The organism is Halomonas qinghailakensis (assembly GCF_025820815.1).
Classification (GTDB): domain Bacteria; phylum Pseudomonadota; class Gammaproteobacteria; order Pseudomonadales; family Halomonadaceae; genus Vreelandella; species Vreelandella qaidamensis.
In genome coordinates this window covers 2,484,404-2,498,014 of record NZ_CP096973.1, presented here as the reverse complement: position 1 = coordinate 2,498,014, position 13,611 = coordinate 2,484,404, and the positions used below count along the sequence as shown (strand labels likewise).

The following is a 13,611-nucleotide window of genomic DNA, read 5'->3' as shown; positions in this document are numbered from 1 at the left end:
ATGCCGCATTAAGATAAGTGTATATGGGGCGCGTTAAGCAAAATCCGGATGCGCGATTAACTCACTGACCACGGCGGTCGCAAAGCTCCCTCGTGGCAAGGCAAACGAGAGTAGCACGGCATTGGGCAATGTCTCGATACTAGGCGAAATTAACCTTACTCGTAGCGCTCGATGGGAACGCTTAACGCCACTTTTCACTAACCCCTCGCACAGCATCGGATGGCATGTTAACAGCCGCTTTTCATAGTCTGCCACCTGATATTCAGCAAGTCCCCCTGCGCCCCACAGAGCACCGGTCGGATGGATATCAAGCGCAGCGGCACGTCTTATTAAGTCGTCCTCCACGGCATCAACGGTAAAAACACTGTGCGTGCCATCCAGCATGAGCATATCGCCCGCTAGAGGCTGGCACCATGTCCCATCCGCCAGACGGTTGCTTAACAACTCGTTAAACAAGAAACTACGAGCCGTGGAAAGCATCATTCCTTGGCGGTCATCGCGCTTGCGCCAGCCTTTCGCTAAAAGTGCTTCTGCACGCTGTAAATTGCGGCCTTCAGGCCCAAAACGCTGAGGTCCAAAATAGTTAGGCACCCCTTGGCGACAAAGCGCCTCCCAGCGGTCAAAAAAATGCTGGCTTTGAAGCGCTTCACCGCTAAGGCGCAACGTGAAGTGATTAGTGCGATGGACACCGCGCTTCAACTTTCGGGGATGTCTTGCCTGGGCCAACACCTTAATCCCCAATGCCGCTAATGAGTCACCCAAGTCGCTAGGTGCCTCGCGCCCTGGAAGATGTACGCTTAACCACTGCCGGGTCACTGCGACTCGGTCCTTCATCCCGGAGTAACCCACATCTCGGGGTGTGACACCACAAAGACGGCTGACGCTTTTCACCACATCTAACGTGGTTTGATGGCGCTTTTCAAGCCGTAACCACAGGTGCTCACCCTGATTTTCAGGCGTAAAATTCAGTTGCTCGTCAACCACAAAATCTTCTGGCTGAGCGCGATAATGGCCCGGTTTAGGAGCACCGAATTCAGCATCTAAGCAGCGCTGCCAAGCGGGTAAATTAACCATTCAGCGCCTCTTGGTGCTCCAGCAACACCACTGCCTCAGCGGCAATACCTTCCCCCCGTCCGGTAAACCCGAGCCGTTCGGTTGTCGTGGCTTTAACATTGACCTGACCAAGGCGAATACCTAAATCTTCAGCAATGACCGCGCGCATCGTATCAATATGCGGCGCCATTTTAGGTGCCTGTGCCATTAACGTGGCATCTAGATTAACCACGCAGAAGCCTTGTGCATGCACCAGCTGAACCACATGGCGAAGTAAATGGCGGCTATCTGCACCAGCCCATGTTGGGTCGGTATCGGGGAAGTGCCGCCCTATATCACCGAGTGCACAGGCACCCAGCAGTGCGTCACTGATAGCATGCAGTAACACATCGCCATCCGAGTGGGCAACAAAACCATGTTCAAAAGGCAGCTTAATGCCACCAATCATCAAATGGTCGCCAACGCCAAATCGGTGCACATCAAATCCGTGGCCAATTCGCATTAACAACTCCTTTTAGATTCAGAAAATTGGGCAGATTCAGAGGATTGAGCAGAATCAGAGGCTTGAGCGACTTGCGACGCCATAATAGCAGCAGCAAGGGCAAGGTCATCAGGATGGGTGACTTTAAGATTATCGCGACGTCCACTAATCAGCCTGGGTGCATGCCCTAGCGCCTCAACAGCGGAGGCTTCATCGGTAACAACACACTGACCAGTGACGGCATGTTCAAGAGCACGACGCAAAAGCGCGTAGCGAAAGCTTTGAGGCGTTAGCGCATGCCATAGCCGATCACGAGACTCAGTGGCAGCACTTAACTGCTCGGCATTGGCTCGTTTCATGGTATCAGCCACCGGCATCGCCAGAAGTGCGCCACTAGGGTGCTGCTGGGCAGCGTGATACAGCGTCAGCAAATCAGACGATGTCACGCAGGGACGCGCAACATCATGCACCATCACCATATCGTCTTCTTGCGCGTTTATAGCGTGCAGCGCATTTAAGACGCTATCCATCCGCTCAGCACCACCGGTCACTCGCTGCCACTGGGCAAATGGCACCCATTCAGGGTTGAACCAGCGATCATCACTGTCCAGACACAGCACAAGATGCGCAGCGGGAAAAGCACGGTGCAGCCGACTAAGCGTATGCGCCAGGATCGGCTTTTCACCCAGCGGCAGATACTGCTTCGGCTTATCGGCTCCCATTCGCTTGCCTTGCCCGGCGGCGGGTACGATTAACCACAGCGGGTGACTCATTCGTCAGCACCTTCACTGGGCAAACCTGGTTGAGTAACTAGCCCCGCATTAATCCCTACGAGTTCGGCTTCAATCGCCACACCAGGCACCCAAAAAAACTGTTCATCGCTACGCACCATACCCATATCGCTTCGGGCACGCTCTTCAACAGCGTCTAGGCCGGTTTTCAGATCGGTGACTTCAGCTGCTAACCGCGCGTTACGCTCTCGCATGGGCACATTGGCAGCTTCTTGAACGGCAACGCGCTCTTCAACCAGCTGTAAATCTTCCCAGCCACCGTTACCTAACCAGAGCTGGTATTGGAGAAACCCCAATATCGCAAGCAGCGCAACCGTAAGCCATTTATGCATCACCGCCTTCCTTTGTTTAGGCCTAAACGAAGCGCATTATGCCATTAAGGGCTATTTCCAGCGAGTTACGCCTTACCTAACTGATTTTTCACCTAACCGGATTTCATTTAAACGGTAATGCATCGTTCGCGGCCTCACGATAGGCGCTAATATGGGCACCCTCTTCATGGCAGAATTGAGCAACGCCTGCTGCCAAGCCAGGGTGTACAAGGTAGTGCAGCGAACGTACCCGTTGAGGGGCAAAGCCACGCACCAGCTTGTGTTCACCCTGGGTTCCGGGGTCGAATAAAGAGAGCCCGTTTTCCAGACAAAATTCAATTCCTTGGTAATAGCAAGCTTCAAAATGGAGACAGTCAGCAACCACTTCGCTCCCCCAATAGCGGCCGTACAAAGTGTGCTCGCCACGAAAATAGAGTGCGGCGGCAACGGGCTGACCATTTAATAGCGCCTGAACCAACACAAGTGCCTCAGGCATCATATGGCGTAACCGCTCAAAAAAAGCCTCATTCAAGTAAGGCGGGCGGCCCCGCTCGTGATATGTGATCGTGTAGCAGCGAAAGAAGTGCGCCATGGCTTCTTGAGTAATTGCCTTGCCCTCTAAGCGCCGTAACGTAAAGCCTTGCTCGGCAACCAAGCGCCGTTCGCGCTTAATCATTTTGCGGCGTTTCGACGTAAGGCTCGCCAAAAAACCATCGAAATCGCCAAATCCACGATCTCGCCACTGAAACTGAACGCCCTCTCGCGCAATTAACGCTGGAAACTGCCGCTGCCAGGCAGCCACTTCGTCATCCTGCGCAAACAGCAAATGCCAACTCGACAACGCTTGCTCTTCACAATGCGCTTGCCACGTCGCTGCTAATAATCCGCGAACATTTTCGGCATTAACATCATCAGCAATTAAAGTGCGCGTGCCAGGAACCGGGGTAAACGGAATAGCGCTCAGTGCTTTAGGATAATAGTGGCCGCCTGCACGCTCCAGCGCATCGGCCCATCCCCAATCAAACACATACTCACCATAAGAGTGGTGTTTGCGATACATGGGCAACGCCCCCACCAAACGATTATCTTGCCATACGCAAAGGTGGCAAGGCTCCCACCCGGTCGCGCGACAGACAGCACCACTACGCTCTAACGCCTGTAAAAATGCATGACGTAAAAAAGGTTGTTCACCGCTGACCAGCGCATCCCACTGGGCGGCGTCCACAGCGTCGATAGCGGGTAGCATAATGCATGACAGTGAGTGCGAAAGCATGATGCCTCCCAAGGCGTATCGTTAGAAATATTAGTACATGACCTTACCACTAACGAGACGCTCAGTGCGTTTGTTGATGCTGTCATTTCTGTGCGGAGTACGGTATTCAAGTAGTCACGACAACCGTCTATTGTTATTAAGAGTTGACTAAAGGAGCAGCCATGAAACGCGACTTAACGCGCCTGTTGCACGCTCAGCGTCATGCGGCTAACCGCACTTTTGCCACTTTAAGCATGCGTAGAAAGCGTTTAGAACGTCTTGCACAAATGACAAAACATCACCAGCGGGACATCATTCACGCCATTCAAGCTGACTTCGGCAAACGTAGCGAAACGGAAATACGTTTGGCAGAAATTAGTGCGGTGTTACAAGCCATTGGTCATGCACGGCGGCACCTCTGGCACTGGATGCGTCCCTGTGCGGCTACTATGCCGTGGCGCTTATGGCCTGCCCGTGCACGCATTACACCTCAGCCGCTTGGTGTGGTCGGCATTATGTCGCCTTGGAACTACCCGTGGAGCTTAGCATTGATGCCGGCTATTGATGCTGTCGCAGCAGGTAATAGCGTCATAATCAAGCCCAGCGAGTACGCTCCCAATACCAGCGCTCTTTTGGCAAAGCTGGTACCACAATATTTTACTGACGAAGAGTTGTGCGTTGTTGAAGGCGGTCCAGATATCGCCAAAGCGTTTAGTGCCCTGCCTTTTGATCATCTAATTTTCACCGGATCAACGGCGGTGGGCCGTCAGGTTGCGCTTGCCGCTGCCGAACAGTTAACCCCGGTAACTCTAGAGCTGGGTGGCAAATCACCTGCTATTGTGGCGAGCGACGCTGATCTAGACCGCGCCGCTGCCTCAATTATTTTTGGCAAGGGAATGAACGCTGGGCAGACCTGCATAGCGCCGGACTATGTATTGGTGGAAAGCCGCCACCTTGAAACACTTATCCAAGCGCTTAGTCGAGCCATCGAGCAGCAGCGCCCAACCGATAAAGAGGCCACAGGGTTCGTCAGCCCTCATCATCAACAGCGTAGCGAACGGCTGATAGCGCAAGCGAGAGATCACGGCTGTCGCATTATTGATAGCGGACCCCATGCTCCCGCGCTGGTCATTGACCCAACACAAAACCTTGAACTGATGCGTGAGGAAATTTTTGGCCGTGCTCTACCGCTGATCAGCGTTAAAAGCATCGATGACGCAATTGCCTTTGTGAATACCCGACCACATCCACTAGCGCTGTATGCTTTTACCAACGATAAATTGCTGCAAACCACATTACGTCTCTCAACCCGCTCTGGCGCACTGGTATTCAATGAAACGTTGCTTCACCACGCGGTTCCTTCGCTACCTTTTGGTGGCGTTGGAGACAGCGGCATAGGGGCGTATCACGGTCGCCACGGCTTCGAGCGTTTCAGTCATTTAAGAAGCATTTTTTATCAATCAAAACGGGCTTCAAGCTCACTCATAAGGCCACCCTATAAACGTTGGCTATTAAAATTACTGAGGATTAGTTAAAGCTTGTTCAAAAATGACCGATAATTATTAATATTTAATGTTTGATTGTCTCTTGGGCACTCTATTTTTGAACGACTTATCTTCTAGGACACACAATGCAAGCCGCAGACTTTCCTGAGAATGAACACCAGCGTTTAGCGGCATTGCATGCTTTACAGGTGCTTGACACCCCTGCTGACGAAGCGTTTGACCGTATTACCCAGTTTGTCTGTGACTTATTTGATGTACCTATTGCACTCATATCACTCGTTGATACAAAACGCCTATGGTTTAAGTCCCAGCAAGGACTGTCTGCCAGTGAAATGTGCCGAGATATTTCGCTGTGTGCACATGCTATTGCACTTAACGACATGCTCGTTGTTGAAAATACGCTTGATGATCCACGCTTTGCTGACAATCTGCTCGTCACTGGGACGCCACACGTTCGTTTTTATGCTGGCCAGCCGCTGCAACTGGCGGATGGCCTATCAGTAGGCACACTCTGTTTAATCGATCGTCAGCCGCGTTCGTTTAGTCAACGCGACCGAGGCATTTTAAAAAGCATCGCGGGACAAGTGGAAGAGCTGTTGCGTCAGCATCAAATACGCAGAGCCTTGGCTCAAACCACGCGCCGTTATGAAGCGCTGTTTAACGAAAGTGCCACGGGTATCGTGCGTATCGACCGTTCTGGCCATGTGTTAAGCATTAATCCTTTCGCACTCACGATGCTGGGTTATCAGCAGCACGAAGTGGTTGGTAACAATGTCGCGATGTTTACGCCTGAAACAATCAGCGCACATCACGACAGTTTTCTTGCCAATTTTTTAGCAGGCAGCGAGCCAAAGGTGATTGGTCGAGGCAGAGAAGTGGAAGCACTTCATAAAGACGGCCATTTAATTCCCGTTCATCTTGCTGTCAACGCCATCCATAATGAGCAAGGAAATGTTGCTGAATTCCTGGGCATTTTAACTAATCTAACCGAGGTTTATAATGCCACCCAACAAATCAATAAAGAACAAAGCCTGCTAAAAGTACTTCATCAAGGTATTACAGATTACCAAGCACTCATGTCGGTTGAGCAGCTATGGACATTCTTAATGGAAGCGCTGCGCGACCTTACCGATAGCGATTATGCGCTCATTGGAGAAGTGTTACCTACTGATACGACTAACGCACTTAAGATACACGCCATCACTGACCTTTCATGGAGCGATGATTCCAGGCACCTAATGGAGCGCCTACGTAGCGGTGACATGACGCTCACCAACCCTAACTCACTGTTAGGAAGGGTATTCGCCCACGGCGATGTCATTATGACTGACGACGTTTATCGCCATACGAAGCGCGGTGGTTTCCCACCAGGGCACCCACGTTTAGGCAATTATTTGGGCGTACCTATTTTCAGTGGTGATAACCTCATTGGCATGTTTGCCATTGCAAACAGTAAACAGCCCTTAAACCAAGCGCTTTTAGACTGGCTTCAACCATTTACCGATACATGTGCACTGCTCATTAACCTTTATCGCCAAATGGCCGAGCGCGAACAAGTTACCTGTGATTTGGCAACCGCTAGAGATCAGGCAGAGCAAGCCAATAAGGCAAAAAGTGAATTTCTGTCTTCAATGAGTCACGAACTGCGTACACCGCTTAACGCCATTATCGGCTTTGCTCAGCTGCTCGCAAAAGGTCGCCGTGATCCACTGAGTGAAAAGCAGCAGCGCCAAGTAGGGCAAATCGAGAAGAGTGGACAGCACCTGTTAAGCCTAATTAATGAAGTGCTGGATTTAGCAAAGATCGAAGCGGGTTACATAACTCTTTCGCTAGAGCCCATGTTAATTGAAAACGTATTAGACGATGCCTGTACCACGCTAGAGGCGAACATCGATGCAGCAAATATTACGCTAACGCGTCATTCAGTGTCGCCAGCCTGCATGGTGTTAGCAGATTACACACGGGTAAAACAAGTACTGCTCAACCTGCTTTCCAACGCAATTAAATACAACCGAGCAAACGGCACTATTCACGTTAATATCGAGCCGGTTGGGTCCGAACTAAAGGTTAGCGTTATCGACTCAGGGCATGGCATTGCGCCAGAGCGTCAGCATGAGCTTTTTGAACCCTTTAACCGGTTAGATGCCGAGTATGGAGGCATTGAAGGCACTGGCATTGGCTTGGCCATTACGCGCGAACTGGTAGAGCGGATGAAGGGAAGCCTTGGTGTTGATAGCCAGCCGGATAAGGGCTCTACTTTTTGGTTTACGCTGCCCATTGCCGAAGAACAACCTAGCGAACACGAACAGACCTCTCTTCCTAGCGCCATGGACACTGCCAGTAACGTCCAACCTTTCTTCACCCTGCTATATATCGAAGATAATCCCGCCAACCAGCGGCTTATGGAAGATATCATAGACGACTTTCACTCGATAAAACTGCAGGTTGTCGCAAGCGCCGAACTTGGTTTAGATATCATGCGCCACTCACCCCCTAATCTTGTTCTAATGGATATCCACCTACCGGGCATGAATGGGTTTCAAGCATTAGATATTATTCAAAACGATTCGGCGCTGAAACATATTAATGTAATTGCGTTATCTGCCAACGCGATGGAACGTGACTTACAACATGGACTAGCAGCAGGGTTTGCTGACTATCTGACGAAACCTATCGATATTGATAAACTAACGGCCTCACTTAATCGATTCATCACTACTGCACCCCCAAGAGCGCAGCCATGAGCCTGAACCACAAACACATCCTTGTGGTGGATGATAATTCCATTAATGTCAACCTGTTATTAGACCTGTTGGATGAGCATGGTTTTGAAAATGCCCATGGCCTAAACGACCCACGCGAAGTACTAACACATTGCCAGCAAACGTTACCTGACCTGATTCTGCTGGATATACGAATGCCTTACCTGGATGGGTATACGGTTATTAATCAGCTGCAAACAGAGTTTGGGCATAATACCCCGCCAATTATTATTCTCACCGCACAGATTGATGATGAAACCCGACACCGTTCACTCAGCATGGGCGTGCGCGACTTCGTCACAAAACCGTTCCAACATGACGAAGTGCTGCAGCGCATTCGCATTACATTGAACGTTGAACACCGTTATCAGGTTCGCAATCAACAGGCAGACACGCTAGAACGCATGGTGGCAAAGCGTACCAAAGAGCTGAATCGTCAGTCTCGTACCGACCCTATTACCCAATTAGCTAATCGTCGCGCGCTCACCCAAATGCTCCGCGAAGCAGCATTGCGAGGAACGGGAACGGGGCTACTTTTTATTGTACTGGATCACCTAGACGATGTGATTAAGCTACATGGTTACGGTGTCGCTGATAAATTAATGATGCATATTAGCAGTCAGTTGTCAGCCAAGCTCAGCGAGCAGTGCCAACTAGGCTTATGGGGTGGTAGCGAATTATTAGTGATTACTGATCACGCTGATCTTGAAACATTAAGGCAGTCTGCGGCTCAACTATTGAGTTGTTTCGATCAAGATCAGGCACTGGGTGGTCTGCTTCTGCCTTTAAATGCGCGGATTGGTATTAGCTGGGCAGATGCCCATTTTGAAATTGAGCGCCTTGTCCATATGGCTGCCTTAGCGCTACCACAAAGCGGCACGCTACGTATTCAATGTTATAACGAAACCTTAGAAGCCCAACAGCGTCACCGTCTAAACCTTCAGCAAGCGATTCGTGGTGCAACCGAACGTGGTGAGATGTCGCTGGCTTTCCAACCTAAAGTTTCACTGACAACGCAGTGCGTCATTGGAGCCGAAGCCCTGCTGCGCTGGCACCATCCGGAGCTAGGCCATATTTCACCAGCGGACTTTATTCCCCTTGCGGAAGCAAGTGGTGATATCCTTTCTATTGGTGAGTGGGTGCTTGAGAAAGCAATGCAGCATATCGTCGAATGGCGGCTAAAAGGCTTGCTGGATGATCACTTCCATATTGCGGTGAACGTTGCAGCCCGCCAATTGGCGCGAAAAGACTTCGCTCAAACGTTGCTTTCTAAACTGGCAGAGCATGAGATCCCAGCCCCCTTTTTCGCCTTGGAAGTCACAGAATCAGGTTTATTAAGCGATATGCAAAACGCCCGTACGCAGCTGGCTCAGCTTGCTGAGGCAGATATTGCCGTAGCCATTGACGATTTTGGTACTGGGCACTCCTCGCTTGCTTATGTTAAGACATTGCCTTTCTCCACGCTAAAAATAGACCGCGCCTTCGTTATGGACCTAGAAGATGACGCGGTGGATCGTCATTTAGCCTTAACGATTACCCAGCTTGCCCATGCGGTTGGGTGCGATGTGGTAGCAGAAGGCATTGAAACATCTGCCCAGGCGGACTACTTACGTTCTATTGGCTGTGAAGCGGCGCAAGGGTATTACTATGCTCGCCCGCTAACCGCCGACGCTTTTTTTACCTGGTGTACAGAATGGGCACCCAACGCTCAAAAAAATATTGCCATGGAGGCTGTTGATGGCGCATGACCTGCTTGACCGCTTACGCGAACGCTTAGAAGAACTCAATCGCTCTGAACGCAAAGTTGCCAATGTCATCCTGGAGGACCCGGCGGTAGCCACCAGCCTAAGCATCGCAAGCCTTGCCCAAGCGGCCAGCGTCAGTGAGCCCACGGTCAACCGGTTCTGTCGCAATTTCGGTGCCAAGGGCTACCCAGATTTCAAAATTAAACTTGCCCAAAGCTTGGCGGGCGGAACGCCTTATGTCACACGGGCTGTAGAGCCTGGAGATACGGCAACACAGTACACTCACAAGATTTTCGGCGCGACGATTGCCGCCCTAGACGAAGCCCAACGTGAGGTCGACATGGCCGCCGTGGAGCGCATGGTTGACTACCTTACTCAAGCAAAACAGATTCATTTTTTTGGTTTAGGTGCCTCTGGCGCAGTCGCCCAGGATGCCCAGCACAAGTTCTTCCGTTTTAACTTGCCCGTGGTTGCTTATGTGGATGTGCTGATGCAGCGTATGGTGGCCGCTGCCTGCCATACAGGAGATGTGGTAGTGATTATCTCGTACACAGGCCGCACTAAAGAATTGGTCGATATTGCACGCGTTGCCCGTGAAGCAGGCGCCGTCGTGCTGGGGATTACCGCTCCTCATTCTCCTCTATCCTTGGAGTGTACCGCGACGCTCGAAGTCGCCACCCCCGAGGACACCGACCACTATATGCCCATGACCTCGCGGATGATTCAATTAACGCTGATTGATGCCTTAGCTACCGGCGTTACCTTAAGGCGCGGCGAAGATTTTCTGCCACACCTGAAGAAAATCAAAGACAGTCTTCGCGATACCCGCTTTCCAGTGGAAAAGACGGGTAAGTAGCCTGCAAACCATCAATCACTAATGCGGGCAACTTAACTGCTAACAGCGGTAGTAACCGTAATTTCCACTTTTAACTCATCGGCAGGTAGCGGCGCGCAGACACAGGTGCGTGCCGGTGCATAACCTTCGGGCACCCAGGCATCCCACACCTCGTTCATTGAGGCAAAATCATTGCCATCTTTAAGGTAGATTGTCGCGCTTAACAGCTGCTCACGGCTAGAACCAATCTCTTTTAGCAGTGCATCTACCCGTGCCAGCATACTTTCTGTTTGCGCTTTAATGCCGTCATGGCGAGCCTCGGGCCCCGCTACCTGACCACACAAATAAGCCACACCTTGATGAATAACAGCACGGCTCATACGAGCTTTTGTATCATGGCGCTGAATTGTCATGGTTCAATCTCCTATATAAGACAAAAAAAGCAGTGTAAACCGCCGCAGACTAGTTGCCTATGCCTTCTTCATCAAACGCGCTCAGTGGGCACAGGGCGATGCTCGAAGACTCGTCGCAAAACAAAACTCGTATGAGCGCCCGTCACCCCTTCGATACGGTTAATCACATGCAGTAAAAGATGCTGATAGTCATCCATATCACGAACCAGTATCTTGAGCTGAAAATCCGCCGCCTGACCGGTAATAATTAAACACTCAATCACGTTGGGAATTTTACGGATGTGACGCTCGAAGTTATCGAAGCGTTCGGGAGTATGTTGATCCATTGAAATATGCAGCAACACCATCAGTTGATAGCCCAACTGGCGCGCATCAACCTCAGCCCGGTATTGGGTAATTAGCCCGTGCTCCTCTAGCGCACGTACTCGGCGCAAACAGGGCGAAGGAGACAACCCGATGCGCTCGGCTAGCTCCTGATTACTAATCCGCCCTTCCTGCTGTAACACATTTAGAATATGGCGATCAAAACGATCAAGCTCAAGCGGCACAACAGGCATGACAGCATCTCCTACCAATAAAAATCAAATAACCAATATTTAATGCCAATTATTGGCGTAAAAACCATATTTTCGCAATAACCTTTCGCCTTCTATCACGTAGACTGTAATGACTGTCACAAGCAGCCCCTATAAGGTGTCTTACCCGGGCACCGGTTAACGCGGCTTACGCCACAAGCGGCCGCCTAAATAATTCACCGCCTTCAGGAAACTCACCATGTCTGCTTTTGATCATCGCAAATATCGCCCTGCTCCTCGCGTTCCTGCATTCAACCGCCAATGGCCGGACCGTGACCTAACGCAAGCGCCCATTTGGGTAAGTGAAGACCTACGCGATGGCAATCAGGCGCTATTAGAGCCGATGACAGTTGAGCAAAAGCAGCGCTTTTGGCACCAGATTATCAAGGTGGGCATTAAAGAAGTGATGGTCGGCTTTCCCTCGGCTAGCCAGCCAGACTACGATTTTGTACGTTGGCTAATTGAAGAAGACCAAATTCCAGACGATGTCACTATTGCGGTACTTGTTCAGTGCCGCGAACATTTAATCGAGAAAACCTTTGCCTCGCTGGTGGGCGTCAAACGTGCCATTATTCACCTTTATAACTCCACCTCCACTATCCAACGCGAGCGTGTATTCGAGATGGATCGCGACGGCATTACCGATATTGCCGTACAGGGCGCTACCTGGGTGAAGACCTATGCTGCCCAATACCCAGGCGTTGATTGGCGCTTCCAGTACTCGCCGGAAAGCTTCTCTAGCACTGAAATTGATTTCTCATTGGCCATTTGCGAGGCGGTGATGGATGTTTGGCAACCAACGCCAGACAACAAATGCATCCTCAACTTGCCCACCACGGTAGAAGTTGCAGGGCCGCATCATCATGCTGACCAGATTGACTACTTTTGCCAGCACATTAGCCGTCGCGACAGCGTAATTATTTCGGTGCATACCCATAACGACCGTGGTGGCGCTGTCGCTTCGGCAGAGCTTGCGTTGCTGGCAGGTGCCGACCGCGTTGAAGGCACCCTACTGGGTAACGGCGAGCGCACCGGCAATATGGATATCGTCACCCTGGCGATGAACCTCTATAGCCAGGGCATTGACCCTGAGTTGGACCTTTCCAACCCAGACGAAATTGTCCAAGTGGTGCATGAGTGTACCGGTATCACTATGCACCCGCGCCACCCCTGGGTCGGCGAGATGGTGTATACCGCGTTTTCCGGCAGCCATCAGGATGCTATTCGTAAATCACTCAAGCATCAAAAGCCCGACGAGCCGTGGCAAGTGGCTTACCTACCCATTGACCCGCATGATATTGGCCGCGACTACCAAGCCGTTATCCGGGTGAATAGCCAGTCTGGGAAAGGCGGCATGGCCTTTTTGCTGGAGCGAGACTACGGCATTAATTTACCGCGTTGGATGATGCTGGCACTTGCTCCTTACGTACAACAAGAGAGCGAGCGCCGTAACGGCGAGCTTTCCAGTGAAATTATTCGCCAAGTGATGTTTGATAATTTCACTCAGGATGCGCCACTGGCATTGGCCGATTACCGGCTATCTAAAGGGCAGTACGAGGGAATAGAAATAACCCTTTGGCAAGGCTCTGAAACACTGCGCCTGTCAGGTACCGGCAACGGCGCGATGTCATCGTTCACCGATGCTTGGAAAAAACACTCAGGCAGCAATGTAGCAATTATTGACTACAGTGAGCATTCACTCGGCGGCGACAGCGAAGCCAACGCGATTGCCTTTGTTCAGCTGAATATTGATGGACAACGTCTTTGCGCCGTGGCCGAAGATAGTGACACCGTTAGCGCATCGCTGAAAGCGCTGCTGTCAGGCATTAATATGGTGCAGGCCACCAAACAGCATCAGCAGGAAAACGCCGCCATCGAGGCATAACCG

At 51.1% G+C, this 13,611-nt stretch carries 12 protein-coding genes; 5 read left to right on the top strand and 7 right to left on the bottom strand.

Going from position 1 to position 13,611, the window contains the following annotated elements; translation table 11 throughout:
* Nucleotides 1–33: 33 nt before the first annotated feature.
* The 5 genes from truD to M0220_RS11590 form a co-directional block, all read right to left on the bottom strand.
* The gene (gene truD, locus M0220_RS11610; RefSeq protein ID WP_264017698.1) at nt 34–1,074 is read right to left on the bottom strand and encodes a tRNA pseudouridine(13) synthase TruD; all 1,041 of its coding nucleotides are present in this window, start codon (nt 1,072–1,074) and stop codon (nt 34–36) included.
* Nucleotides 1,067–1,555 (bottom strand): 2-C-methyl-D-erythritol 2,4-cyclodiphosphate synthase, encoded by a 489-nt coding sequence (gene ispF, locus M0220_RS11605; protein WP_030073841.1) that lies wholly within the window; start codon nt 1,553–1,555, stop codon nt 1,067–1,069. The genes truD and ispF overlap by 8 nt, the downstream gene beginning before the upstream one ends.
* The gene (gene ispD, locus M0220_RS11600) at nt 1,555–2,307 is read right to left on the bottom strand and encodes a 2-C-methyl-D-erythritol 4-phosphate cytidylyltransferase (RefSeq protein ID WP_264017697.1); all 753 of its coding nucleotides are present in this window, start codon (nt 2,305–2,307) and stop codon (nt 1,555–1,557) included. The genes ispF and ispD overlap by 1 nt, the downstream gene beginning before the upstream one ends.
* Complete coding sequence (gene ftsB / locus M0220_RS11595) at nt 2,304–2,657, bottom strand: cell division protein FtsB (protein ID WP_030073845.1); 354 nt, start codon at nt 2,655–2,657, stop codon at nt 2,304–2,306. Before ftsB ends, ispD begins: the two co-directional genes overlap by 4 nt.
* A gap of 103 nt (nt 2,658–2,760) precedes the next feature.
* A complete protein-coding gene (locus M0220_RS11590) occupies nt 2,761–3,909 on the bottom strand; it encodes a GNAT family N-acetyltransferase (protein WP_030073847.1) in 1,149 nt (382 codons plus the stop codon).
* Nucleotides 3,910–4,070: 161 nt separating this feature from the next.
* Here M0220_RS11590 and M0220_RS11585 point away from each other — a divergent pair, with 161 nt between their 5' ends.
* The 4 genes from M0220_RS11585 (at nt 4,071) to M0220_RS11570 (ending at nt 10,756) form a co-directional block, all read left to right on the top strand.
* A complete protein-coding gene (locus tag M0220_RS11585) occupies nt 4,071–5,423 on the top strand; it encodes an aldehyde dehydrogenase family protein (RefSeq protein ID WP_264017696.1) in 1,353 nt (450 codons plus the stop codon).
* A gap of 95 nt (nt 5,424–5,518) precedes the next feature.
* Nucleotides 5,519–8,137: an ATP-binding protein gene (locus M0220_RS11580; protein ID WP_264017695.1), complete on the top strand. Its 2,619-nt coding sequence runs from the start codon at nt 5,519–5,521 to the stop codon at nt 8,135–8,137.
* Complete coding sequence (locus M0220_RS11575; RefSeq protein WP_030073854.1) at nt 8,134–9,903, top strand: EAL domain-containing response regulator; 1,770 nt, start codon at nt 8,134–8,136, stop codon at nt 9,901–9,903. Before M0220_RS11580 ends, M0220_RS11575 begins: the two co-directional genes overlap by 4 nt.
* Nucleotides 9,893–10,756 carry a MurR/RpiR family transcriptional regulator gene (locus M0220_RS11570; RefSeq protein ID WP_030073856.1) on the top strand — a complete coding sequence of 288 codons (864 nt, stop codon included), beginning with the start codon at nt 9,893–9,895 and terminating at the stop codon, nt 10,754–10,756. The genes M0220_RS11575 and M0220_RS11570 overlap by 11 nt, the downstream gene beginning before the upstream one ends.
* A gap of 32 nt (nt 10,757–10,788) precedes the next feature.
* Here M0220_RS11570 and M0220_RS11565 read toward each other — a convergent pair whose 3' ends face one another.
* Both M0220_RS11565 and M0220_RS11560 read right to left on the bottom strand, forming a co-directional pair.
* Entirely contained in the window at nt 10,789–11,148 is a 360-nt protein-coding gene (locus tag M0220_RS11565) for a RidA family protein (protein WP_264017694.1), read from the bottom strand.
* Nucleotides 11,149–11,219: 71 nt separating this feature from the next.
* A complete protein-coding gene (locus tag M0220_RS11560; RefSeq protein ID WP_264017693.1) occupies nt 11,220–11,705 on the bottom strand; it encodes an Lrp/AsnC family transcriptional regulator in 486 nt (161 codons plus the stop codon).
* Between the two features lie 217 nt (nt 11,706–11,922).
* On the opposite strand from M0220_RS11560, the gene M0220_RS11555 reads away from it, so the two are divergent.
* The gene (locus tag M0220_RS11555) at nt 11,923–13,608 is read left to right on the top strand and encodes a 2-isopropylmalate synthase (protein ID WP_264017692.1); all 1,686 of its coding nucleotides are present in this window, start codon (nt 11,923–11,925) and stop codon (nt 13,606–13,608) included.
* The last annotated feature ends 3 nt before the right edge of the window (nt 13,609–13,611 follow it).